The sequence below is a fragment of the Variovorax sp. S12S4 genome (assembly GCF_023195515.1).
In the GTDB taxonomy this organism is placed as follows: Bacteria; Pseudomonadota; Gammaproteobacteria; order Burkholderiales; family Burkholderiaceae_C; genus Variovorax.
This window is the reverse complement of record NZ_JALPKR020000002.1, coordinates 4,273,311-4,295,579: the sequence shown is the minus strand read 5'-3', so window position 1 is coordinate 4,295,579 and position 22,269 is coordinate 4,273,311. Positions and strand designations below refer to the sequence as shown.

21 protein-coding genes and 2 pseudogenes are annotated in these 22,269 nt (G+C 67.2%); 14 read left to right on the top strand and 9 right to left on the bottom strand.

All coding sequences use genetic code 11. From position 1 onward, the window contains the following. The first annotated feature begins 29 nt into the window (after positions 1 to 29). On the top strand, positions 30 to 1,007 hold the full coding sequence (locus M0765_RS21170; protein WP_258505763.1) for a LysR family transcriptional regulator: 978 nt from the start codon (positions 30 to 32) through the stop codon (positions 1,005 to 1,007). A gap of 18 nt (positions 1,008 to 1,025) precedes the next feature. On the opposite strand, the gene M0765_RS21165 is transcribed toward M0765_RS21170, so the two are convergent. Genes M0765_RS21165 through M0765_RS21140 form a run of 6 tightly spaced genes read right to left on the bottom strand, consistent with a single transcriptional unit; the run spans position 1,026 to position 8,142 of the window. Beyond that, positions 1,026 to 3,329: a TonB-dependent receptor gene (locus tag M0765_RS21165; protein ID WP_258505762.1), complete on the bottom strand. Its 2,304-nt coding sequence runs from the start codon at positions 3,327 to 3,329 to the stop codon at positions 1,026 to 1,028. A 15-nt stretch (positions 3,330 to 3,344) separates the two neighbouring features. Next, entirely contained in the window at positions 3,345 to 4,340 is a 996-nt protein-coding gene (locus M0765_RS21160) for a tripartite tricarboxylate transporter substrate binding protein (RefSeq protein WP_258505761.1), read from the bottom strand. Continuing rightward, entirely contained in the window at positions 4,337 to 5,224 is an 888-nt protein-coding gene (locus M0765_RS21155) for an ABC transporter permease (protein ID WP_258505760.1), read from the bottom strand. Before M0765_RS21155 ends, M0765_RS21160 begins: the two co-directional genes overlap by 4 nt. Then, positions 5,206 to 6,396 carry a branched-chain amino acid ABC transporter substrate-binding protein gene (locus tag M0765_RS21150; protein WP_258505759.1) on the bottom strand — a complete coding sequence of 397 codons (1,191 nt, stop codon included), beginning with the start codon at positions 6,394 to 6,396 and terminating at the stop codon, positions 5,206 to 5,208. Before M0765_RS21150 ends, M0765_RS21155 begins: the two co-directional genes overlap by 19 nt. Continuing rightward, positions 6,393 to 7,388, bottom strand: coding sequence for a PQQ-dependent catabolism-associated beta-propeller protein (locus tag M0765_RS21145; RefSeq protein ID WP_258505758.1), 996 nt, complete (start codon positions 7,386 to 7,388; stop codon positions 6,393 to 6,395). The genes M0765_RS21150 and M0765_RS21145 overlap by 4 nt, the downstream gene beginning before the upstream one ends. A gap of 40 nt (positions 7,389 to 7,428) precedes the next feature. After that, positions 7,429 to 8,142, bottom strand: a complete 714-nt coding sequence (locus M0765_RS21140; RefSeq protein ID WP_258505757.1) for an ABC transporter ATP-binding protein — start codon at positions 8,140 to 8,142, stop codon at positions 7,429 to 7,431. Positions 8,143 to 8,658: 516 nt separating this feature from the next. Between M0765_RS21140 and M0765_RS21135 the strand changes: the two genes are divergently transcribed. The 13 genes and pseudogenes from M0765_RS21135 (at position 8,659) to M0765_RS21075 (ending at position 20,079) form a co-directional block, all read left to right on the top strand. Continuing rightward, positions 8,659 to 10,488 carry a methanol/ethanol family PQQ-dependent dehydrogenase gene (locus tag M0765_RS21135; protein WP_258505756.1) on the top strand — a complete coding sequence of 610 codons (1,830 nt, stop codon included), beginning with the start codon at positions 8,659 to 8,661 and terminating at the stop codon, positions 10,486 to 10,488. A gap of 100 nt (positions 10,489 to 10,588) precedes the next feature. Next, positions 10,589 to 10,993, top strand: coding sequence for a c-type cytochrome (locus M0765_RS21130; RefSeq protein ID WP_258505755.1), 405 nt, complete (start codon positions 10,589 to 10,591; stop codon positions 10,991 to 10,993). Further along, complete coding sequence (locus M0765_RS21125) at positions 10,990 to 11,886, top strand: substrate-binding domain-containing protein (RefSeq protein ID WP_258505753.1); 897 nt, start codon at positions 10,990 to 10,992, stop codon at positions 11,884 to 11,886. The genes M0765_RS21130 and M0765_RS21125 overlap by 4 nt, the downstream gene beginning before the upstream one ends. An 11-nt stretch (positions 11,887 to 11,897) precedes the next feature. Beyond that, positions 11,898 to 12,593 carry a hypothetical protein gene (locus M0765_RS21120; protein ID WP_258505752.1) on the top strand — a complete coding sequence of 232 codons (696 nt, stop codon included), beginning with the start codon at positions 11,898 to 11,900 and terminating at the stop codon, positions 12,591 to 12,593. A gap of 30 nt (positions 12,594 to 12,623) precedes the next feature. Beyond that, positions 12,624 to 12,998: a hypothetical protein gene (locus M0765_RS21115; protein WP_258505751.1), complete on the top strand. Its 375-nt coding sequence runs from the start codon at positions 12,624 to 12,626 to the stop codon at positions 12,996 to 12,998. Between the two features lie 25 nt (positions 12,999 to 13,023). Further along, positions 13,024 to 14,007, top strand: a complete 984-nt coding sequence (locus M0765_RS21110; RefSeq protein ID WP_258505750.1) for a YncE family protein — start codon at positions 13,024 to 13,026, stop codon at positions 14,005 to 14,007. A 45-nt stretch (positions 14,008 to 14,052) separates the two neighbouring features. Then, positions 14,053 to 14,598 carry an SRPBCC family protein gene (locus M0765_RS21105; protein ID WP_258505749.1) on the top strand — a complete coding sequence of 182 codons (546 nt, stop codon included), beginning with the start codon at positions 14,053 to 14,055 and terminating at the stop codon, positions 14,596 to 14,598. A gap of 26 nt (positions 14,599 to 14,624) precedes the next feature. After that, positions 14,625 to 15,644, top strand: a complete 1,020-nt coding sequence (locus M0765_RS21100) for an AAA family ATPase (protein ID WP_258505748.1) — start codon at positions 14,625 to 14,627, stop codon at positions 15,642 to 15,644. A 136-nt stretch (positions 15,645 to 15,780) separates the two neighbouring features. After that, positions 15,781 to 16,655 (top strand): annotated as a pseudogene (locus M0765_RS21095) (DUF58 domain-containing protein). Then, a complete protein-coding gene (locus M0765_RS21090) occupies positions 16,652 to 17,521 on the top strand; it encodes a calcium incorporation protein MxaA (RefSeq protein ID WP_258505747.1) in 870 nt (289 codons plus the stop codon). Before M0765_RS21095 ends, M0765_RS21090 begins: the two are co-directional and overlap by 4 nt. A 13-nt stretch (positions 17,522 to 17,534) precedes the next feature. Beyond that, positions 17,535 to 18,536, top strand: coding sequence for a vWA domain-containing protein (locus tag M0765_RS21085; protein WP_258505746.1), 1,002 nt, complete (start codon positions 17,535 to 17,537; stop codon positions 18,534 to 18,536). Then, complete coding sequence (locus M0765_RS21080; RefSeq protein WP_258505745.1) at positions 18,533 to 19,084, top strand: MxaK protein; 552 nt, start codon at positions 18,533 to 18,535, stop codon at positions 19,082 to 19,084. The genes M0765_RS21085 and M0765_RS21080 overlap by 4 nt, the downstream gene beginning before the upstream one ends. Further along, positions 19,081 to 20,079, top strand: coding sequence for an MxaL protein (locus M0765_RS21075; RefSeq protein ID WP_258505744.1), 999 nt, complete (start codon positions 19,081 to 19,083; stop codon positions 20,077 to 20,079). Before M0765_RS21080 ends, M0765_RS21075 begins: the two co-directional genes overlap by 4 nt. Here M0765_RS21075 and pqqE read toward each other — a convergent pair. The 3 genes and pseudogenes from pqqE to pqqC all read right to left on the bottom strand — a co-directional run bounded on the left by pqqE (position 20,063) and on the right by pqqC (position 22,264). Further along, positions 20,063 to 21,213, bottom strand: a pseudogene (gene pqqE, locus M0765_RS21070) (pyrroloquinoline quinone biosynthesis protein PqqE). The gene M0765_RS21075 and the pseudogene pqqE overlap by 17 nt on opposite strands. Beyond that, positions 21,210 to 21,503 (bottom strand): pyrroloquinoline quinone biosynthesis peptide chaperone PqqD, encoded by a 294-nt coding sequence (gene pqqD, locus M0765_RS21065; protein WP_258505743.1) that lies wholly within the window; start codon positions 21,501 to 21,503, stop codon positions 21,210 to 21,212. The pseudogene pqqE and the gene pqqD overlap by 4 nt, the downstream one beginning before the upstream one ends. Next, positions 21,500 to 22,264, bottom strand: a complete 765-nt coding sequence (gene pqqC / locus M0765_RS21060; protein ID WP_258505742.1) for a pyrroloquinoline-quinone synthase PqqC — start codon at positions 22,262 to 22,264, stop codon at positions 21,500 to 21,502. Before pqqC ends, pqqD begins: the two co-directional genes overlap by 4 nt. Positions 22,265 to 22,269 lie beyond the last annotated feature (5 nt).

Here is a 22,269-nt window from a genome sequence, read left to right as displayed (position 1 = left end):
TCACATTTGCCAAACCTAATATCACCGTCATGCCTCTTTCCAAGCACGCGAGCTTTCGCCAGCTCGCCACCTTTCACGCCGTGGCGCGGCTCGGCAGCGTGTCGCTTGCGGCGGATGAAATGCACCTAACGCAACCGGCGGTGTCGATCCAGATCGGCACGCTGGAGGAATCGGCCGGTACGCCGCTCTTGCAGCGCACGGGCCGCGGCATCCGGCTGACCGAAGCGGGCGAATTGCTGGCGGGTTATGCGGGCCGCATCCTCGACCTGTGGCGCGAGGCGGGCGACGAAATGGCCATGCTGCAGGGCGTGTTCTCGGGCACGCTGCGCGTGGGCGCCATCACCACGGCCGAATACCTGCTGCCGCCCATATTGGTGAACTTCGCCAAGGAGCATCCGAAGGTGAAGGTGAAGCTGCAGGTGGGCAACCGCGACGAGATCGTGCGCATGCTCGCGGGGCAGGAGATCGACATCGCCATCATGGGCCGACCGCCTGCCGAGCTGAAGACAAACTCCAGCGCCTTCGCCAAGCATCCGATGGCCTTTCTCGCAGCGCCGAGGCATCCGCTGATGTCGGCGCCCAAGCCCACGCTTGCCATGCTCTCGGACACGCGCATGCTGGTGCGTGAGCGCGGCTCGGGCACGCGCACCACGGTCGAGCGCTTCTTCAAGGACCAGGGGCTGCCGCTTCGCATCGGCTCCGAGCTGTCGAGCAACGAGGCCATCAAGCAGATGTGCGCCGCGGGCTTCGGGATCGCCTTTCTGTCGATGCACACCTGCGTGCTCGAGATGAACGCCGGCCTGCTGGGCGTGCTGCCCGTGCCCGGCAACCCGGTGGTGCGCGACTGGTACGTGATGCACCTTGCGTCGCGGCAACTGCCTCAGGTGGCGCTGGCTTTCGAGGAATACCTGCGCATGCATGGCCAGGCGCAGATCCAGCAGCAGCTGGGTTCGCTGCCTGCGGCGCGCGCGCCGGCAAAGAAGCGCAGCGCACGGCGCGCCGCCTGAGCCTTTGGTGTCGCGGGCTCAGACGCCGAGCTGCACCCGCATGCCGACCCACACCGCCCGCGGCGCGCCCGGTGCCACGAACTGCGAGTTGCGCCACGCATCCGGAGACGCCACCGCGCCGCTCGCGTCAAAGCCGTTGTGGCCCAACTGCCCCGCGGTGCCATAGCGGCGGTTGAACACGTTGGCCACCTTGGCAAAAAGCTCCACGTTGCGGCCGAGCTTCCAGCGCGTGGTGAGGTCGAGCAACGCATAGCCGCCGATGCGGCCGCTGCCGCTGAAGTCCGCCCCGTCGGGCATGTGCAGGCCGTTCTCGTTGCCGCGCACCGTCTGCCGCGAATACAAGCGGTAATGCGCGCCCAGGCTCCAGCTGGGCGTGATCCGCCAGTCGACGTTGAGCTTGAGCGAGTGCGCCGGCAGGCCCGGCAAGCGGTCTCCGGGGCGCACCGCGATCTCGCCTTCGCCTGTGCAGGCGGGGCTGGCCTCCTCGGTACTGTTCGATTCGGACACCAGGCACGCCGGCGAGTCGTACCTTGCGCGCAGGTAGCTGTAAGACAGCGACCAATCGACGCGATCGCTCTGCTGCGAAAGGCCGAGCTCCACGCCCTGGCGCAGGGTGCGCCCGAAGTTGCTGAAGTAGCCGCGAGAGAGCCCGCTGCTGACGAACAGCAGGTCGTCCTTGTTGACGGTGCGGAACACCGATGCGTTCCACCGCAGCCCATGGTCGAGCGTGCCGCGCAACCCGGTTTCGAAGGTCTGCGAAACCACCTGCTTGAGCGGCGGATCGGACTGCAGCGCATTGGGCAGCACGCAGGCGTTGGCCGGGTCGGAGCAGCCCAGCTCGATGGGGCTTGGCGCACGGCTGCCCTGGCTCCATCCGGCATAGGCCGTGAGCCGCGGCGTGGCCTGCCACGTGAGGCCGACGGCGGGGTTGAACTTCTTGTAGCGGCCTTCGCCGTCGAGCTGGGTCGAGAGCCCGAGCAAGGCGCGCCCGTCGTCGCGGGTGGACACACGTGTGTCGTTGTAGCGGCCCGAAAGGCTGAGCTGCAGGTTCGACCGCAGCGTGATCAGGTCTGAAAGATAAATGCTCGTGGTGCGGCTCTTGCCCGCGAGCAGCGCGTCGGCCTCGGCTTCTTCCTGCGGCACCACGGCGCGCGTGCCGTCAAGAAAGCCTTCCGCTTCGGTCTGCAGGAAGTGCGTGCGCGCGCGGTCCACCGAGGCGCCGAAGGTCAGCTGGTGAATGCCGGCCGTGTAGGTCGACTGCAGCGCCACGCCCTCGCCGCGCTGCCGCGTGTAGGTGCGGTTCTCCACGCCTGTTTCTTCGACCTCGGGCGGTTCGAAATCGTCGTTGAGGTCGCCGTTGAGCGTGCTGTAGCGCGAGCGCCGCGTGTAGGCCGTCATGGAAATCGTCTGCACATCGCTCAGCCGGTAGCTGGCATTGAGCGTCAGCATCGACATGCGGTTGTCGGTGCGGTCTGGCCGCGTGTACACCTGCCTGCGGTTCTGCGCCAGCATCGACTCGGGCAGCAGGCCGTTGCCGATCATGCGGTTGTCGCCGTGGGTAAAGCTCAGGTCCCACGAGAGCTTTCCGCTGTCTTGTCCCACCTTGGCAAACAGCTGGCGCACGCGCGAGGGCGAGTAGTTGCGCCAGCCGTCTTCGTTGAGCCCGCCAAGCGCGAGAAACAGGTGCCCGCTTTCGCCCAGCTTGCGGCCGTGCGTGAGCTCGGTGCTCACGCGGCCGAAGGAGCCGGCCTGCAGCTCCAGCTCGGTGCCGGGGTGCGTGTCTCCCCGCTTGGTCTGCAGCGACAGCGCACCGCCGAGCGTGTTCAGCCCGAACAGCGGGTTGGAGCCCGGCAAGAGCGTGATGCTCGAGATGGCCGCCCTCGGAATCAAGTCCCAGTTCACCACGTCGCCGAAGGGCTCGTTCACGCGCACGCCGTCCTGGTACACCGAGAGGCCCTGCGGCGTGCCCAGCACCGGGCTCGCGGTGAAACCGCGGTAGTTCACATCCACCTGGTACGGGTTGCCCTGGATCTCGTTCACGTTCACGCTCGGCAGCTGCGTGGACATGAAGTCGGGCAGATTCAGGCTCTGCGCGCGGCGCAGGCTCCGGTCATCGGCCGTCTGCACGTTCGACGGGATCTGGTCCTTGGGCACCTCGATGCCCGGCACGGGCGTGGTGCTGACCACTTCGACGGCCGGCAGGCTGCCCGGCTGCGCCGCGGCCTCTTGCGCCTGGCCCGGCATCGGGCACGCTGCGGCGGCCACGGCAAGGCCGATCAGCCGGCGGGTGTTCTTTTTGAGCTGCTTGCTCGGTCGGCTCACGAATGCTCCTCCTCTTCAGGTGCCGGTGCGCGTAAGCCCCAGCTTTTCCACCATGGCGCGCTCCTGCGCAAAGATTTCCCGGCAAGACTGCGCATACGCTTCCGGCCCCAGGTAGTCGACTTCCTGGTCGTACTTGGCCAGTTCGTCCTTGAAGCGCTGGTCGAACATGGCCTTCCTGAAGGCGTCATGCAGCACCTTCACCACGGCCGGCGGCATGCCGCGCGGCCCGGCCAGCCCATAGGGCGACTTGGCCACGATGTCGAAGCCAAGTTCGCGCAGCACGGGCACCTGCGGCCAGCGCTTCGACCGCTCGCCTGAAAAAATCGCCAGCAGCCGCAGCGTGCCGGCATCCACCGCCGGGCCGAAGCCTGTGGAGTTGACGCCCGCCATCACCTGCCCGCCCGCTATCGCGTTCAGCTGCTCGGCCGTGCCCTTGTACGGCACGTGGATGTAGCGCAGGCCGCGCGCCGTGAACAGCTCTTCCAGCACCATGTGCGGCGTGGTGCCGATGCCGTTGGTGGCAATGGTCAGTTCGCCGGGCCGCGCACGCGCGAATACGAACAGGTCTTCGAGCGAGCGCACCGGGCTGCCCGCCGCCACCAGCATGCCGAAGGTGACGCTGGACACCTGGATGACCGGCGTCACGTCGCGGATCGGGTCCCACAGCACCTTTTGCGTGTGCGGTGCGCGAAAGACCGGCTGCGGCATCTGCGCGATGGTGTAGCCGTCGGGCCGCGCCTGCTGCAGCACCGGCATGGCCAGCGTGCCGCCGGCGCCGCCGCGGTTCTCGGTCAGCACCGTCTGGCCCAGCGGCACTGAGGCCAGCTCGGCAAGGAGCCGCAGCGAAATGTCGGTGGCTCCGCCAGCAGGCCACGGCACCCACAGCGTGATGGGGCGCGAGGGAAAGGGCTCGGTCGAAGCGCCGGCGCGCGCCAGGGGCAGCGCGCCCAGCGCCAACGCGGCTGCATCGCGCAGCCAGCGGCGCCGGGTGGAGCCGCCCTGCCCGCTCACGGCCCGCCTCCTCCGCGCTTGGTCAGGCCGCCGAAGCCGCGCTGCGGGTCGTAGCCCCAGCAGGCAAAGCCGAAGAAGACGATCAGGCAGCCCAGCACCACATAGGGCGCGAGGCCCGGGTCCTTGCCATAGAGCGCGAAGCGGATCCACTCCACGGCGTAGGTGAACGGGTTGAAGCGCGCCAGCTGGTACACCCATTCGGCCCCGGACTCCTGCAGCTTCCACAGCGGGTAAAGCGCGGTCGACAGGAAGTACATCGGAAAGATGACGAAGTTCATCGTGCCCGCAAAATTCTCGAGCTGCTTGATATGCACCGACAGCAGCAGGCCGAGCGCACCCAGCATGAGCGCCCCGGCCGCCAGCGCCACCAGCGCATGCAGCCCGGCAAGCGACAGCAGCGGCAACTCGGTGCCGATGAGCGCCGCCACGATCACGAACACCAGCGCCTGCAGCACCGACAGCAGCGCGGTGGCGCACAGCTTGGAAAACAGCAGCCAGGGCCGCGGCAGCGGCGCCGTCAGCAGCAGGCGCATCAGCCCCATCTCGCGGTCGTACACCATGGCAAGCGACGACTGCATGCCGTTGAACAGCAGCACCATGCCGACCAGCCCCGGCACGATGTAGACGTCGTACGGAATGTAGGTGTCGTAGGGCTCGACGATCGCCACGCCGAACACGTTGCGAAAGCCCGCCGCAAAAACCGCCAGCCACAGCAACGGCCGCACCAGCGCCGACACCAGCCGGCCGGTTTGCTGCGAGAACTTGTAGAGCTCGCGCAGCACGATGGCGCGCATCGCCTGCAGCGCGTGGCCAAGGCCCTGCCGGGCGGCCGGCTCGGCGTGGCCGCCTGCGGGCGTTTCGGTTTTCAGCGCCCGTTCGGACATAGCTTCTCCGGCGCATCGGCACCCAGCGTGTCGAGCACATTGCGGGCATGCAGCACACCTTCGGCCGGCGCCTGCGCAATCACGCCCTGGCCGTCGGTCAGCAGCATGGGCTGGCGCAGCTGGCCGTCCCAGGCGCGAAAGCTCAGGCCGGTGCCCTTGGAGCCGTCGAGCGCGCTTTTCGCAATGGCCTGCGCCCAGGCCGCGTTCGGGCCCTTGGGCGCAGCAATGGCGACGGCCGTCAGGGTCTTTCCGGCCATCCAGGCGGACCAGTCGTGCGCCGTCATCGGCCGCTTGGCTGCCTTGGCAAAGCGCCGCGAGACCTGCGGCGCGCCGTAGCGCTCGAACTGCGCATGCCACGCCAGCGCCACCAGCCCGCCGTCGCCCACCACCGGGCGCGGCAGCACGGTGCGGTAAGGCAGCGTGCGGGCGAACTCGCCGTCGCTGTCGACCACCCACACGGCGTCGTAGCTGTTGCCGGCCGTGAGCAGCAGCGGATTGGCCAGGTCGCGCTCGCGCGGATCGGCCGAAAGCTTGAACGGCTTGGTGGCCACCACCTGCAGGCCGTAGCGCTTGATCGACGCCTGCGCGGTGGCCGCGCGCAATGCATCTTGCGGGCTGCCGCCCACCAGCAGAAGCAGCTTGCTCCATTTGCGCGACACCAGCGTCTGCGCCAGCGCATCGCTGCGCATGCGCTCGCTGGGCATCAGGTGGAACAGGCGAGCGCGGCAATCCTGCTGGCGCAGGCGGTCGGATGCGTCGCCCAGGTTCAGCACCGGCAGCCTCACGGCATCGGCCACGGCCAGCGTCCAGTCGGCGGGCAGGTCGGTCAGCAGCACCGCAGCGCCGGCTTTCTCGGCCGCCACCGCCGCGGCGCGTGCCGCCGCTATGGAAGCGGCCGGCGCAGTGGAAAGCGCCACCTCGGTTCCCGCGGCCTCGAGCTCGAACTTCGCTTCCTCGAGCGCCACCTCAAGCCCGTCGGAAAGCGGCCCGCCCGGATGGCCGAGGTAGGCCCGCTCGAGCCGCGAGCGTTCCATGCGAGGGTCGTCGTCGGGCGTGATCAGCGTGGCCTTGAGCACGGCCGCGCTCACCGCCACCGGCGCCACGAACGACGCGAGCGCCGCAGCCGTCAACCAGGCGCCCGCTGATCTTTGTGCCGGTGCGCGCATCCTCATTCGACGATCACGAGCCCATAGGGCACGCGCCCTACCGGAACGCTCTTGATGGCCTTGGCGCCGGCCACGTCGACCACGGTCACGTCGTCGCTCAGGCCGTTGACCACGTAGAGCCGCGCCTGCGCCTTGTCGAGCGTGACGTTCCAGGCCCGCTTGCCCACCAGCACCAGCGAGCCCACCTTGCGGCTCGGCACATCGACGAAGGCCACGTGGTTGGCGCGGCCAAGGCCCACGAAGGCCCGCTTGCCGTCGCTCGTCATCTGGATGCCCACAGGCGTGATGTCTTCGGCGCGCGCGCCCTTCACTTCGAACTTCAGCGTGTCGATCACTTCGTTCGTGGCGGTCGAGACGATGCTGACGCTGGCGCCCAGCTCGTTGGTGATCCACAGCTCTTTGCCGTCAGGCGTGATCGCCATGCGCCGCGGGCGCTTGCCGGCTTTGATGTTCTTCACCACCTTGCCGGTGGCAGTGTCGATCACGTGCACGAGGCTGGCCACCTCGGAGGTCACATACAGGGTCTTCCCGTCGGCGCTTACCTTCACGCCCTCCGGTTCCGCACCCACCTTCACCGAGCGCAGCTTCTTGCCGCTGGCCGTGTCGATGAAGCTGGCTTCGCCCGCGTCTTCGTTCGAAACGTAGATGACCTTGCCGTCCGGCGAGAGATCGAAGGCCTCGGGCTCGTCGCCCAGCGAAATGCGCCGCACCGACTTTCCGCTGGCCGGATCGATCAGGTCGGCCTGGTTGGAGTCGGTGCAGGCCACCATGATCTGGCGCTCGGGCGTCAGCTGGATGTGGCGAGCCCGCTTGCAGGTGGCAATGGTGCCCTTCACGGTCAGCGTTGCCAGGTCGATCATGGTCAACGCGTTGTCCTTCTCGCTCGAAACGTAGGCCGTTCCCTGCGCCAGCGCGGCGCCGCTCGCGGCCAGTGCGAGCGCGCCAGCGGCCGTGCGAAGCAGCGCGCCAGGGCCCTGAAGGAAAGAAAGTTGCGGCATGCGATGTCTCCATTTTTCTTTGACTCGAATTCTTCTTGTTTCAGGCCGTGCGTGCGATGAAGCCCGCCTCCAGCGTGGCGCCGCCCAGCAACCCGGTGACCTGCGAGGGCGTGCCGTCCGCCAGCAGCGCTCCCTTGTGCAGCACCAGCACGCGGTCGGCCTCCTCGGCCTCTTCGACCCGATGCGTTGCCCACAGCACGCACACGCCGCGTTCGCGCACGTCCGCGCGCAAGGCCGCCAGGAGGTCCTGCCGCGATTTCGGGTCGAGCCCCACCGTGGCTTCGTCCATCAGCAGAACGGCGGGCCGGTGCAGCCCGGCGCGCGCAAGCTCGACCTTGCGGCGGTTGCCGCCCGACAGCTCGCGCACCTTGCGGTCGAGGTCGGCGTCGATGTTCAGGCGATCGCAGGCCGATGCGATGCGCTCCTGCGCGAGCCGCCGCGGCAGGCCGTGCAGGTCGGCCTGGAACAGCAGGTTGCGCCGGATGCTCAGGTCCAGGTCGAGCGACATCTGCTGGAACACCACGCCGATGTGCCGCAGTGCAGCAGTGGCCGAGCGGCGCAGCGAATGGCCGGCGACCTCTACCTCGCCTTCATCGGCCGCGAACATGCCCGTCAACACCTGGAACAGGGTCGACTTGCCCGCGCCGTTGGGGCCGAGCAGCGCCACGAACTGGCCCGCCGGCAATTGCAGCGACAACGACCGAAGCGCCGTGCGCGTTCCATAGCGCTTGGTTAAGTCGATGGTTCGCAGCATGTAGATCGGTGAGATTTGTCGAGCTGTCCGGGCTTCGATGGTATGGGCCGTTTGCTGATCAAGCCGCAAATTCTGTGCCTCTGGCCGGCAAGGGTTTTCACTGTGATGCGTCCCTATTCATTTGCCCGCGCAAGCGGCCCCTGCTGCTCATCCACGCCGGGCATGCGTACTTTGCACGAGACACTTTGCGTCAAATTTGGATGCGCACACAAGGCGCACGCAAGCGCATGCGTGTTGTGCTGCGCTGCGCAATGCTTCGAACGGCCCGGGATTTCCCTAGGTCCGATGCGCCTTGCGGTACGCCGTCGCAAGCTGCGCGCTGACACACTGCTCAGGCGTCCCCGCGAGTGAAGCCTGAGGCCTTGGCAACCGGCGCGCGATGCAACGTGGGCCGGGCACGGCTGAAAACGGCAGGCATGGATGTTGCGGACCGCAGCATTCGCCAAAGCGATCGAAAGATCCGCTGGCTGCTGCCAGATCCGTGTTCCAAACCCACTGAAATGTGAGGAGACATATATGAAGTTTTCCAGGCAGATCGCCGGCCGTCTCGTACGGCATATCGGCGTCGCGGTGTTGGCTCTCCCGGCTTTGGCGCTAGCCAATGCCGACGTGGAGAAAAACATCGCCAACTCCAAGAACTGGGCCACGCAAGCGGGCGATATGTTCAACCAGCGCTATAGCAAGTTGAATCAGATCACCAAGAGCAACGTGGGCAAGATGCAGGTCGCGTGGACGTTCTCCACCGGCGTGCTGCGCGGACACGAGGGCTCGCCCCTGGTGGTCGACGGCACGATGTACCTGCACTCGCCGTTTCCCAACAAGGTGTACGCACTCGACATAGAAACCCAGAAGATCCTCTGGAAGTACGAGCCCAAGCAGGACCAGTCGGTCATTGCCGTCATGTGCTGCGACACCGTGAACCGGGGCCTCGCCTATGCCGAGGGCAAGGTCTTCCTGCAACAGGCGGACACCACGCTGGTGGCGCTCGACGCGAAGACCGGCAAGGTGGCGTGGACGGTGAAGAACGGCGATCCGAAGGTCGGCGCCACCAACACCAACGCCCCTCACGTCTTCAAGGACAAGGTCATCACCGGCATCAGCGGCGGCGAGTTCGGGGTGCGCGGCTTCCTGGCCGCCTACAACATCAAGGACGGCAAGCTGGCGTGGAAGGGCTTCAGCACGGGCCCCGACGAAGAAATGCTGATGGACCCGGCCAAGACCATGACCTGGACCGACGGCAAGCTCGCGCCGGTGGGCAAGGACTCTTCGCTGAAGACCTGGAAGGGCGACCAGTGGAAGATCGGCGGCGGCACCACCTGGGGCTGGTACAGCTACGACAAGGCGACCAATGCCGTGTACTACGGCACCGGAAACCCGTCGACCTGGAACCCCTCGCAGCGTCCCGGCGACAACAAGTGGTCGATGAGTATCTTCTCGCGCGACGTGGACACGGGCAAGGTCAACTGGGTCTACCAGATGACGCCTTTCGACGAATGGGACTTCGACGGCATCAATGAAATGATCCTGGCGGACATCAACGTCAAGGGCAAGCCGACCAAGGCGCTGGTGCACTTCGACCGCAACGGCTTTGCCTACACGCTGGACCGCGTGACCGGCGCGCTGCTGGTGGCCGAGAAGTACGACCCCAAGGTGAACTGGGCCACCCACGTGGACATGAAGACGGGCCGCCCGCAGGTGGTTGCCAAGTACTCCACGGCGCAGAACGGCGCGGACGTGAACACCAAGGGCATCTGCCCCGCGGCGCTCGGCAGCAAGGACCAGCAACCCGCCTCCTTCGATCCCAACACCAAACTCTTCTACGTGCCGACGAACCACGTCTGCATGGACTACGAGCCGTTCAAGGTCGAATACACCGCGGGCCAGCCGTACGTGGGCGCCACGCTGTCGATGTACCCCACGCCGGGCAGCCATGGCGGCATGGGCAACTTCATCACCTGGGATGCGGGCACCGGCAAGATCGTGCAGACCAAGGCCGAGAAGTTCTCGGTGTGGAGCGGCTCGCTGAACACCGCCGGCGGCATCTCCTGCTACGGCACGCTGGAGGGCTACCTGAAGTGCGTGGACGCCAAGGACATCAACAAGGAGCTGTTCAAGTTCAAGACGCCGTCCGGCATCATCGGCAATGTGTTCACCTATGAGCACAAGGGCAAGCAGTACATCGGCGTGTTCTCGGGCATTGGCGGCTGGGCCGGCATCGGCATGGCCGCGGGCATCGACCCCGAGAAGAGCACCGAAGGCCTGGGCGCAGTCGGCGGCTACAAGGAGCTGAGCCAGTACACCGAGCTCGGTGGTTCGCTGACGGTGTTCGCGCTGCCGAAGAACTGACGAGACCGCAACCCGCGAGAGATGAAACGCGGGGCCGGGAGAGCGCACTCACGAGAGGGCTCTCCCTTGTATTTCCCACAATATCGGAGACCCTGGAGCCATGAAATTCCGTACGTCAGCGTTGCTGTCTTCCCTTTTTCTGATTGCAGGCGTGGCCTGCACCCTGGCCGTTGCAGCGCCGGACCCGGCGCCCTACAAGGTGACCGATGGCTACAAGGTCGACCCTGAGACCATGAAGGGCTTCCGTACCTGGCGCTCCGCGGCCTGTGACCGCTGCCACGGGCCCAACCAGGAAGGCATGGTGGGACCTTCCCTCATCACCAGCCTGAAGACCCTGAAGAAGGAAGAATTCATCAAGGTCGTGCGTGACGGACGGCTGGACAAGGGCATGCAGAGCTTCGGCAACAACCCGGCGGTGATGGAAAACATCAACCAGCTCTATGCCTACCTGAAGGGCCGGTCCGACGGCGCCATCACGCGCGCCCGCGTGGAAGAAAACAAATGACCGCCCGGCCGCGCGCTGGCAGGCCCGTGGCTTTCGGCGCACGCCTCGGGGCGGTGCTGGCGGGCGCGGCATGCTGCTGCGCGCTGGTTCCGGCGGTGGCCATGGCCCAGGAAACGCCGCCGCGCAAGGCGCTGCGCGTGTGCCAGGACCCCAACAACATGCCCTTCTCCAACGCCAAGGCAGAAGGCATCGAGAACCGCATTGCCGAGCTGTTCGGCAAGGCGCTGGGGCTGCCGGTAACCTACTACTCGTTTCCGCAGCGGCTGGCCTTCTTTCGCAACACGCTGCGCTACAAGCTGCCGGGGCAAGACTATCCGTGCGACATCGTGATGGGCGTGCCCGTCGGGCTCGACGAGGTTTCGGTCACCAAGCCTTACTACCGCTCGACCTACGCGCTGGTGTTTCCCAAGGGCAAGGGCATGGACAACGTGGCCTCGGCGGAAGACTTCCTGAAGCTCGATCCGGCCAAGCTCAAGTCGCTGCGCATCGGCATCTACGACCGCTCGCCGGCATCGCAATGGCTCAACCGGCACGGCCTGCTGGAGCAGGGCATTCCCTACAAGCTCATGAGCGCAGACCCCGCCCAGTACCCGGGCGAGATCGTCGAGCGGGACCTGGCCGAAGGCAAGCTCGACGCCGTGGTCGTGTGGGGGCCGATTGCGGGCTTCTTCGCCAAGCGCGTCAAGACGCCGAATCTCGTCGTGGTGCCGCTGAAGTCCGAGAAGGGCCTCAAGCTCGACTACCAGATGGCCATGGGCGTGCGCTACGGCGAGCGCGAATGGAAGCAGCAGATCGAGGGGCTGATCGAATCCAAGGCGCCCGAGATCCAGGCCATCCTGAAGGAGTACGGCGTTCCGCTGGTCGATGCATCTTTCGGAGCGCCCAACAACTGATCGGGTCTTTCATGCGCTTCGCCATTGCCTTCCCGCTGCGCGCCCTGCTCTGCGCCCTGCTCCTTGCCCCGATCGGTCCGCATGCCGAGACCGACAAGCGCGACTTCTCGCAGGCCGAGCGGCTGCTTTTCATGACGCCGCAGCTCAAGGGCCTGCAGGCGCCCATGCTGCTGCGCTACACCTTCGGCAAGACCGGCACCTTCGAGCAGAACTTCGACGACAGCGTGACCGTGGCGCTGAGCGCCAAGGCCGACGGCCGCTGCTGCGACGCCAAGGGCGTGTTCCTGAGCGACGCGCGCAAGGTCCAGGTGCCCGACGTGCCTGCGGCCGAGGGCAACCCCGTGATCCTCTATTTTCTGGAACACGATGTTCGCGAGATGAAGCGGCTCACGCGCGGCTCCGACTACCACTTTCGCAAGCGCATTCGCATGGCGATCTACCAGGCCGCCGATGTACGCGACGTGTCACTGCGCTACCAGGGCCGCACGGTCAAGGGCAAGGAGATTGCGTTCAGCCCCTTCCTGGACGACCCGAACCGGCCGAAGTACGAAAGGTTTGCGAAGAAGAGCTACCGCTTCACGCTGTCCGATGCCGTGCCGGGCGGCGTGTACGGCATTCGCACCTCCACACCGGGCGAGAGCGCTGCGGCGCAGCCCCTGCTCGTCGAAGAGCTGCTCATCGACGGTGCCAAGGCGCCGGCACGCTAAGGTCGCTTTTTCGAATTTCCCGCGAAAGCCATGACAAAAAACATTCTCCGCATTCTTTGCCTGCTGGCCCTGCCGATGGGCGTGCACGGCGCTCCGCGCACGAACAACGACTTTCCCACGGTGGACCGCGTGCTGTACGTGCAGGAGTGCATCGCCGCCCATCCGGACGCGGGCAACTTCGAGATGACGAACAAATGCTCTTGCGCGCTCGACGCGCTCGCCAAGGAGATCAAGTACGAAGACTACGTGCAGCTGAGCACCGCGGCCAAGGCAACCACCATCGGCGGCGAGCGCGGCGGCTACATCCGCGATTCGGAAAAGCTGCAGGCCGACATCAAGCGCTACAAGGCGCTGCAGGCCAAGGTGACCAAGGGCTGCTTCATCGGCCCGCCGACCGCACGCTGAGTCACATCACCCAGGGCAAGCTGCCATGACGGCCACCGCACCCCCTGCGCGCCTGATGCTTGCCGCCCTGCTGCTCTTCTGCACCTCGGCCGGGGCCGCGCCGTTCGCCTACATCACCAACCAGGGCAGCCATGACGTGTCGGTGATCGACCTTGCGACGCAACGGGTGGTCGCCAGCATTCCGGTGGGCAAGTCGCCGGCCGGCGTGGTCGCGTCCAGTCGCGCGGGCCGCACCTTCGTCTCCAACCCCGACAGCAAGACCATCTCGGTCATCGACATGCGCCAGCAGAAGGTGGTGAACACGCTGCCCGCGGGCGACGGGCCGGTGGGCATCGACATCTCCGGGGACGGAAAGCACCTATACGCGGCTGACTGGTACAGCAGCCGTCTGCTGGTGTTCGATGCACTGGCTGACAAAGCCTCGAAGCCATTGGCCTCGATTGCCGTCGGCCGTGCGCCGGCGGGCGTGGCCGCGCATTCCGACGGCGCCACGGTGTTCGTGGCCGAGCGCGACGACGACAGCGTGGCCGTGGTCGACACCGCCACGCGCCGGGTGGCTGCGCGCGTGCGCGTCGGCAGCCATCCGTTCGCGCTGCTCTACGACGCTCCGCGCGCTCGGCTTTATGCACTCAACGTGCAAAGCAACGACGTTACGGTGGTCGATGTGCGCGACACCCGCAGGCCCGCCTTCGTCGCCACCGTGAAAGTGGGCAAGGCGCCCTACGGCGCCGCGCTGGCGCAGGGCGGCGCGCTTCTGTATGTGACCAACCAGCACGAAGACACCGTGAGCGTGATCGACGCCGCCTCGCTGAAGGTGCTGCGCACCCTGCCCGGCTTTGCCTACCCCGAGGGCGTTGCCGCGCATGGCGACCGCGTGTATGTCGTGAACTGGATGGACGACAACGTGCAGGTGCTGGACGCCGCGAGCGGGCAGAAGCTCGCCACCATCGCCACGGGGCAGAACAGCCGCGGGTTCGGCGCCTTCATCGGCGCGCCCGTGGAGCCTTGAATCTTTTCCCGACCTTTCTTTTCTCCTTCATCACGGACGTTTTCCATGCCGACTCAACCTTTCAGCCGAAGAACTCTCTCCGTCCTGCTCGCATCCGCCCTGCTCACCGCATCGGCCTCCAGCCTCGCCCACGGGCCGACGCGCCAGAAAGTGAGCGAGAAAGTCACCATCGAAGCGCCCGCCGATGCGGTATGGGCCAAGGTCAAGAACTTCAACGCGTTGAAGGAGTGGCACCCCGCGGTGGCCGACAGTCCGGCCGACAAGGGCAACGCCGAAGGCTCGGTTCGCACCGTCAAGCTCAAGGACGGCGGCACGCTGGTCGAAACGCTCGAAAGCTACGACGACGCGCAAAAGAAATACAGCTACCGCGCCAAGGACGGCGGCGCGCTGCCGGTCACCAACTACACCTCCATCCTCTCCGTGGTGGCGGACGGCGGCAAGTCGGTCGTCGAATGGCGCGGCGCCTTCTACCGCGGCTTTCCCAACAACAACCCGCCGCCGGAGCAGAACGACGAAGCCGCGCTCAAGGCGGTGACCGGCGTCTACAAGGGCGGGCTCGCCCACCTGAAGAAGATGATGGAGTCGAAGTAGCCCCGGCGGGCTTCGATGGCACCACCATGGGCTCCCAGGAACAACTCGAAGACTGGCGGCGCCTTGCGCTGCGCGTGGAAAGCGAAGTCGCCAAGGCGGTGATCGGGCAGGCGGAGACGATCCGCCTCATCAACGTGGCGCTGTTCGCGCGCGGCCACGTGCTGCTCGAGGGCGACGTGGGCGTCGGCAAGACGACGGTGCTGCGCGCCTTCTCGCGCGCCATCGGCGGCGACTTCGAACGCGTCGAGGGCACGGTCGACCTGATGCCGGGCGACCTTGTCTATCACACCTATGTCGATGCGCAAGGCCGGCCGCGCATCGATCCCCGGCCGCTGCTGCGCCACGGCGAGCGGCTGGTCACCTTCTTCTTCAACGAGATCAACCGGGCCCGTCCGCAGGTGCAGTCGCTGCTGCTGCGCGCCATGGCCGAGCGCACCGTGTCGGCCTTCGACCGCGAGTACAGCTTTCCGCACATGACGGTGTTTGCCGACCGCAACAAGGTCGAGCGCGAAGAGACCTTCGAGCTGGCCTCCGCAGCACGCGACCGCTTCATGTTCGAGCTGAACATGCCCAAGCCGAGCGACCGCGCCATCCGCCAGTCGCTGGTGTTCGACACGGCCTACCACGACACCGAAGGGCTCATCGACAAGGTGGCGCCGGCCATCCTGCCGTGGGACCGGCTCAACGCCATTGCCGCGGAGGTGCAGCGCAGCGTGCGCGCCAGCGAAACCATCGAGCGTTATGTGCTCGATGTGTGGGAAGCCACCGAAGCGCCGCAGAAGTTCGGCATACGCCTGGACAACGTCGACATGGACCGGCTGATTCTTGCCGGCGCAAGCCCGCGCGGCATGAGCGCGCTGCTGCGCGCGGCGCGCACCGTGGCATGGCTCGAAGGCCGCTCGCACCTGGAGCCCGCCGATCTTGCGGCGGTGCTGCCTTCGGTGCTTGGGCACCGCGTGTTCTTTACGCCGGTGTACGAGTTGCGCCGCGCCGAGCTGTCGGAAGCGCTGGTGATGCAGATCATGGACAAGATCGCAGCGCCATAACCATGAACGCCCCCGAAGCGCCTTCGGCGCCTCCCCCACTGGGGGCGCACCCAGCGGCCCGGCAAAGCCGGTTCCGCGGGTGCTCCCGAATGGGCTTCGCTGCGCTGGCCGGTGCTATCACGTTGGAAAACTGACCGTGGACCGCGTCGACGAATTCCACTACCAGCTGCCGCGCCGCTTCGGCGGCTGGCGGCCCGGTGCGCAGCGCGGCCTGAGCCAGGGCAGCGGGCAGGAATTTGCCGCGCATCGCCGGTTGTTCGACCATCCCGATCCGCGCCGCATCGACCTGCGTGCCAGCGTGCGCGACGGCCGCGGCGATTGGCTGGTCCGCATCCATCGGCTCCGCGTGGCCATCCCCGTGCACGTGGTGGTGGACGTGTCGGCGTCGATGCATTTCGGCGCCGAGCGGCGCAAGCTCGACGTGGTGGCCGACCTGGTCGAGGCGCTGGGCTACAGCGCCTTTCGGGCGGGCGACACCGTCGGCCTGTTGGCCTTCGACCAGCGGGAGCGCGAAGAACTGTTCGTGCCAGCGCGCCACAGCCGCGGCAACGGGAGCCTGATGGCCAAGATGCTGCGAGACTGCCGCGCGACGCCGGGCGCGGCGCCATCCGACGACAGCGCCTTGGCGGGCCTGCGGCGTGCCACCGAGCGACTGGTCGGCCGCGGGGGCTGGTGTTTCTTGCTTCCGATTTTCACTGGCCCATTGCAGCGCTCGGCGAGCTGCTTCCGCAATTCGCGCCGGCCTGCGTCGTTCCGTTGGTGGTCTGGGACCCGGCCGAAACCGAGCCGCCGGATGCGCGCGCGCTGGTGGCGCTGAGCGATGCCGAAACCGGAAGCCGACGCAGCCTGTGGATGCGCGATTCGCTGCGCACGCGGTGGCGCCATGCCGTCGCAGCGCGGCGGGCGGAGCTCACTGAGTTGTTCAACGCGCACGGCATGCCGCCCTTTCACTTGCATGGGCGCTTCGACGCCGAGGCGCTCACGCGGTACTTCATGGAGACCACGGCATGAACCGGCGCCTGGCAGCCCTGTTGGCGCTCGCCGTCGCGGCCGGCACGGCCAGCGCCGCGACGGTCGAGCAGCCGCGCGCCTTCGGACATGTGATCGGCGACGTTCTCACGCAGCGCGTGCTGCTCGAGCAAGCGGGCCGGCCCCTGCAGCCCGGCGCGCTGCCCAGCGCCGCGCGCATCGACCTGTGGCTCGAAAGGAGGCCCTCGCGCATCGAGACCGATGCCGAGGGGCGGCGCTGGCTGGCCATCGACTACCAGGTGATCAACGCGCCGCGCGCGCTCACCGCCGTTTCGCTGCCGGCGCTCAGCATTGCGACCGCATCGGGCGTGCCGCTGGCGCTGCCGGCCTGGCCGATCAGCATCGGCCCGCTGACGCCGCTCGAAGTGCCGGGGCAAGGCGATCTGCAGCCGCTGCGGCCGGACCGCGCCGTGGCCCCGCTTCCCACCTACGCGCTCGGCCAACAGCTGAAGTTCTCGGTTCTTGCGCTGCTGGCCGTGCTTGTGGCCTGGCTCGGCTGGTGGGCGTGGCGCAACCGGCGCGAAGCGCAGCAGCTTCCGTTCGCAAGCGCCTGGCGCGAGCTGAAGCGGATCGGCGATCCCGCGAGCCCGGAAGCCTGGCGCGTGCTGCATCGCGCGCTCAATCGGAGCGCCGGCCGCGTGGTTCACCACGCCAGCCTGCCGCAGCTCATGGCCGAGGCGCCGTACCTGCGCCCGTTGCAGCCGCGCCTGGAGGAGTTCTATCGCGAATCGACACGGCGCTTCTTCTTTGCCGAGAGCGTTGCCGCGGCCACGCAGCCCGAGGGGGCCTACCCGCTCCGGCCGCTGTGCCGGGCCCTGCGTGACGCGGAAAAGCGCCATCGGCATTGACGGGAGCAGAGCCATGCGCTTCGATCTCGCCCAGCCCTGGATGCTCGCCCTGCTGCCGCTCGCGCTGCTGCCGCTCTTGCGCAGGCGCAGCGACACGCTGGGCTTTTCTTACGTCGCGTGGCTGCCGACGGATCGGGTCGGCCGCCTTGTCGGTTTCATGTGGCGCGCGTTCGCGGTCGGCGCCATGGCCTTTACCGTTCTGGGCCTTGCCGGGCCGGGCCAATCGGGCGCGGTGGTCGAGCGTGCCGGGCGCGGCGCGGAGGTGCTCATTCTCATGGACCGCAGCAGCAGCATGGACGCGACAGTGCACACCAACGGCCTGCAGACCGCGGGCCGCATGTCGCAGGAACCCAAGGCCAAGGTGGTGCGAGACCTGCTGAGCGAGTTCGTCGCCAAGCGGCCCGACAACCGCTTCGCCTTCATGACCTTCAGCACGGTGCCGGTCGCGGTGGTGCCGTTCACGCAGAAGACCGACACCGTGCAGGCCGCGCTCGCAGCCACCGCCATCGGCCGCGGCCTGCCCGAAACACGCATGGGCGTGGCGCTGCTCGCCGCCATCGAGGAATTCGAAGGCCGAAGCTATTCGGGCAGCCGCGTGATCCTGATCGTTTCGGACGGCGGCGCGCAACTCGACGAGGCGACGCGCGAGCGCATTCATGCCGGCCTCGCGCGCGAGAAGATCGGCCTCTACTGGATCTACGTGCGCAGCGGCCCGAACTCGCCCAACCTCAACACCGAGACGGTATCTGCCTACGGCCTTGGCGAGGAACTGGCGCTGCACAAGTTCTTCAAGACGCTGGCCACGCCCTACCGGCTCTACCAGGTGGACGACTCCAATGCCATGGCGGCCGCCATGGCCGAGATCGACCGCCAGCAGAATTTTCCGCTGACCATTCACGAGCGGGTGCCGCGGCGCGACCACGGCGCGGCCTTCTATCTTGCGGCCATGCTGTGCTGCGCGGGCCTGCTCGCGTGCCGCTCGGTGCAACTGCAAAGCTGGCGAAAGAGCACATGAAGCGGCGCACGATTCACCTGGTGTTTGGCGTGCTGAGCCTGTGCTGCGTGGGCGTCGCCTGCGAGCGTGGGCTGCGCCTGCACCGCACGGCCGGCCTGAACGCCGAGATCGCCCGCATCGCGGACACGCCCGCGGGCAAGGACGCCGCACCGGCTCCGCTTTCGGCCCCGCGCGAACTGCAGTTGGCGCAGGCGCTGGCCCTTTCGAAAGCGGGCGCGCACGATGCCGCGCTCAAGGGCTATGCGGCGCTGATCCAGAGCGGAGAACGCGACCCTGTCGCACGGCAGGCGCTGTTCAACCTGGGCAACATGTACCTGCGCCAGGGCATGGCGCAAGAGGCCGGCGCGCTGCCGCTGTTCGAACTGGGCAAGCAGCGGCTGCGCGACCTGCTGCGCGCCGCGCCGCAGGACTGGGACGCGCGCTACAACCTGGAGCGTGCGCTGCGCCTCGCGCCCGAAGACCAGGAAGCCTTTTCGGCCGAGCAGCAGCCGGCGCATGAACAGCGCCGGGTCCGGGTGCCGGGCTTCGTCGCCGGAGACCTGCCGTGAGACTGCGCTTGCTGCCCGCGCGATGGCTGTCTGCTTTTCGGCGCTTCGGCGGCAGCACGGGCAATGGGCCGCTGCTGCTCGCCTTTGTGCTGCTGGCGCTGGCCGTCTGGCCGCCGCGCGTGCAGCTGCAGCGCCCGGTGTTCAACTGGCAGGTCAGCTTCGACATCACGCAGAGCATGAATGTCGAAGATGTCGAACTGAACCATGTGGCCGTCAGCCGCTTGGCGCTGGCGAGAGCCGCGATGCGTGACGTGCTGGGCGGACTGCCGTGCGGCTCCAGGGTGGGCTGGAGCATTTTTTCGGACTACCGCTCATTGGTGATTCTTGCGCCTGTGGAGGTCTGCAGCCACTACGAAGAACTGCTGGCCTCGCTCGAACGCATCGACGGCCGCATGCGCTGGGCCAACGCCAGCAATGTGAGCAAGGGCGTGACCTGGGCGGTGCGTGGCGCCCGCAGCGTGGGGCCCGACACCAGCTTTGTCTTCATCAGCGACGGGCAGGAATCACCGCCCTTGCGCATCAACGAAACGCCGCCGATGACGGACATCAAGCCCGGCGATGTGAAGGGATGGCTGATCGGCGTAGGCGGCGACGTGCCGGTGCCCATTCCCAAGACCGGCAGCACCGGCGAGCCCGCCGGCTACTGGCGGGCGGACGAGGTGGTGCAAGGCTCGGCCATCGGCGGCACGCTGAACCATGAGCATCTTTCCGAACTGCGGCAAGACCACCTGCGATCGCTGGCCGAACTGGTGGGTGTGAACTACCGACGCCTCCAGACAACCGATGCATTGAAAACGGCGATGCTCGACCGCCGTTATGCGCAGTACCTACCCACGGATGCGGATCTGCGCTGGATCCCTGCCCTGCTCGCGCTGCTGTTGCTCGCGTGGCGGTTTGCGCCGGATTTTGGCTGGAAGCGCGAGCAGCAGCCGAAGGCGCGAAACAAGAAGGCGGCTGAACAGTTGCCGCCGCGCGGCCTCACGCGTCCGGCGTGACGAGCGCTGCGGAAAGCCGGCGCGAATTGGCCGGATCGCGAAACACCAGCGGATGCTCCACCGGCGCCGAGGGGTCTCGCGCGGCGGCACGCTCCACCGCCTCGACCACGCGGTGATGGTCCGGGCTCTTCGCGCACACCGGGTCGGCCGCGGCCGCGTCCTGTGCGAGCAGGTAGGCCTGGCAACGGCAGCCCCCAGGTCCTGCTCGCGCTGGTCGCAGCTGGCGCAAGGCTCTTTCATCCAGCCGGTGCCGCGGTAGCGATTGAAGCCTTCGGAGTCGAACCAGATGTCGCGGAGGCCCTGCGCCTTCACGTTCGGAAACTCGAGGCCCGGCAGCATCTTGGCGGTGTGGCAAGGCAGCGCGGTTCCATCCGGCGCCACGGTAAGAAACATGCTGCCCCAGCCGTTGACGCACTTCTTGGCCTTGCCTTCGTGGTAATCGGGTGCGACGAAAAAGATGCGCATGCGCTCGCCCAGGCGCTTGCGCCAGGCGTCGGTCACCTCCTCCGCATGCCGCAGCTGCTCGTGCGTGGGCAGCAACTGGTCGCGGTTGACGAAGGCCCACGAGTAGTACTGGGTGTTGGCAAGCTCGAGGTACTCGGCCCCCATCTCGTGCGCCATCTCGATGATGCGGTCGATGTGGTCGATGTTCATGCGGTGGATCACCACATTCAGCACCATCGGCCAGCCCTGGTCCTTGATGATCTTTGCCACCCGGTTCTTCAGCTCGAAGGTCTTGGTGTGCGAGAGAAAGTCGTTCATCTCGCGCGTGGAATCCTGGAACGACAGCTGCACGTGGTCCAGACCCGCGGCCTTGAGCGCGGCGGCGCGCTGCGCCGTGAGGCCGACACCCGAGGTCAGCAGGTTGGTGTAGTAGCCCAGGCGCGCGGCCTCGGCAATGATGATTTCGAGGTCGTCGCGCAGCAACGGCTCGCCGCCTGAAAGGCCGCACTGCACGGCGCCGAGTTCGCGGCCTTCGCGCAGCACGCGCAGCCAATCTTCCGTGCCCAGCTCGTTCTCCTGCTGCGCAAAGTCGACCGGGTTGAAGCAGAACACGCAATGCAGCGGGCAACGGTAGGTCAGCTCGGCCAGCAGCCAGAGCGGGGGTCCGGGGCGAGGTGCTGCGTTCGTCATTGGGCGTCCCAGCGCAGCCAGTTCTGCTGCGCCGCCATTTCGACGAAGCCGCGCACCTCGGGCTCGAGCCCGGTGGTGTCGAAGGCCTGTTCCAGGTCGGCCACGATTTGCGCCACGCTGCGCTCGCCGTCGCAGCGCTTCATGATCTCGCCCGCGCTGCCGTTGAGCCGCACCATGCCCTCGGGGTACAGCAGCACGTGGCAGTCTTGCGCCGGCTCCCATTGCAGGCGAAAGCCGGGGCCGACACGGGGTTTGCTTTCGGCGGTGAGCATGGCCTTGTTCGCTGTCATGTGCTGCTGACCCCGTAGCGCGTTGCCATGGCGTCGTTCATTGCCCACAGGATGTCGAGCTTGAACTGCAGCACCTCCAGTGCGCGCTCTTGCAGCGCACGGGTGTCGAAGTGGTCGAGCGTGATGGCCAGGCCCTGCTCCACGTCGCGCCGTGCCTGGCTCACGCGGTTGCGAAAGTAGCTCAGGCCGCCCGGCTCGATCCAGCTATAGTGCTCCGGCCAGGTGGCCAGGCGCTGCTTGTGGATTTCGGGTGCGAAAAGCTCGGTGAGCGACGAACACACCGCCTCTTGCCAGGGCGCGCGGCGCGCAAAGTTCACGTAGGCATCGACTGCAAAGCGCATGGCCGGCACCACATGGCGCAGGTCGGTCACCTCTTCGCGCGACAGGCCCACGGCTTCGGCCAGGCGCAGCCAGGCCTCGATGCCGCCTTCGTCCTTGATGCCGCCGAGCTCGAAGCCGTCGTGGTCGAGGATGCGCTGCACCCAACCGCGCCGCACCGCCGGATCGGGGCAATTCGAGATCACCGCGCCGTCCTTGATGGGGATCGCGATCTGGTAGTAGAAGCGGTTGGCCACCCAGCCGCGGATCTGCTCGGGCGTGGCGCGGCCGCTGTTCAGCATGACGTTGAACGGGTGGTGGATGTGATAGCTGCGGCCGCGCTCGCGCAGCTTGGCTTCGAATTCCTCGCGCGTCCATGCCGGCGCGTTCTTTTCGCCGCCCGCGGCCGGTCGAAACGGATCCTGGATTCTGTCGGCGTGCATGGTGG

What these genes read in the sequence shown, in the direction of transcription:
- M0765_RS21120 (WP_258505752.1), top strand. Translation starts at nt 11,898, where the DNA reads ATGCGCTTCGCCATTGCCTTCCCGCTGCGCGCCCTGCTCTGCGCCCTG.
- M0765_RS21145 (WP_258505758.1), bottom strand. Translation starts at nt 7,388, where the DNA reads ATGCCGCAACTTTCTTTCCTTCAGGGCCCTGGCGCGCTGCTTCGCACG.
- M0765_RS21170 (WP_258505763.1), top strand. Translation starts at nt 30, where the DNA reads ATGCCTCTTTCCAAGCACGCGAGCTTTCGCCAGCTCGCCACCTTTCAC.
- M0765_RS21115 (WP_258505751.1), top strand. Translation starts at nt 12,624, where the DNA reads ATGACAAAAAACATTCTCCGCATTCTTTGCCTGCTGGCCCTGCCGATG.
- M0765_RS21085 (WP_258505746.1), top strand. Translation starts at nt 17,535, where the DNA reads ATGCGCTTCGATCTCGCCCAGCCCTGGATGCTCGCCCTGCTGCCGCTC.
- pqqC (WP_258505742.1), bottom strand. Translation starts at nt 22,264, where the DNA reads ATGCACGCCGACAGAATCCAGGATCCGTTTCGACCGGCCGCGGGCGGC.
- M0765_RS21125 (WP_258505753.1), top strand. Translation starts at nt 10,990, where the DNA reads ATGACCGCCCGGCCGCGCGCTGGCAGGCCCGTGGCTTTCGGCGCACGC.
- M0765_RS21080 (WP_258505745.1), top strand. Translation starts at nt 18,533, where the DNA reads ATGAAGCGGCGCACGATTCACCTGGTGTTTGGCGTGCTGAGCCTGTGC.
- M0765_RS21110 (WP_258505750.1), top strand. Translation starts at nt 13,024, where the DNA reads ATGACGGCCACCGCACCCCCTGCGCGCCTGATGCTTGCCGCCCTGCTG.
- M0765_RS21150 (WP_258505759.1), bottom strand. Translation starts at nt 6,396, where the DNA reads ATGAGGATGCGCGCACCGGCACAAAGATCAGCGGGCGCCTGGTTGACG.
- M0765_RS21140 (WP_258505757.1), bottom strand. Translation starts at nt 8,142, where the DNA reads ATGCTGCGAACCATCGACTTAACCAAGCGCTATGGAACGCGCACGGCG.
- M0765_RS21105 (WP_258505749.1), top strand. Translation starts at nt 14,053, where the DNA reads ATGCCGACTCAACCTTTCAGCCGAAGAACTCTCTCCGTCCTGCTCGCA.
- pqqD (WP_258505743.1), bottom strand. Translation starts at nt 21,503, where the DNA reads ATGACAGCGAACAAGGCCATGCTCACCGCCGAAAGCAAACCCCGTGTC.
- M0765_RS21155 (WP_258505760.1), bottom strand. Translation starts at nt 5,224, where the DNA reads ATGTCCGAACGGGCGCTGAAAACCGAAACGCCCGCAGGCGGCCACGCC.
- M0765_RS21135 (WP_258505756.1), top strand. Translation starts at nt 8,659, where the DNA reads ATGAAGTTTTCCAGGCAGATCGCCGGCCGTCTCGTACGGCATATCGGC.
- M0765_RS21130 (WP_258505755.1), top strand. Translation starts at nt 10,589, where the DNA reads ATGAAATTCCGTACGTCAGCGTTGCTGTCTTCCCTTTTTCTGATTGCA.
- M0765_RS21090 (WP_258505747.1), top strand. Translation starts at nt 16,652, where the DNA reads ATGAACCGGCGCCTGGCAGCCCTGTTGGCGCTCGCCGTCGCGGCCGGC.
- M0765_RS21100 (WP_258505748.1), top strand. Translation starts at nt 14,625, where the DNA reads ATGGGCTCCCAGGAACAACTCGAAGACTGGCGGCGCCTTGCGCTGCGC.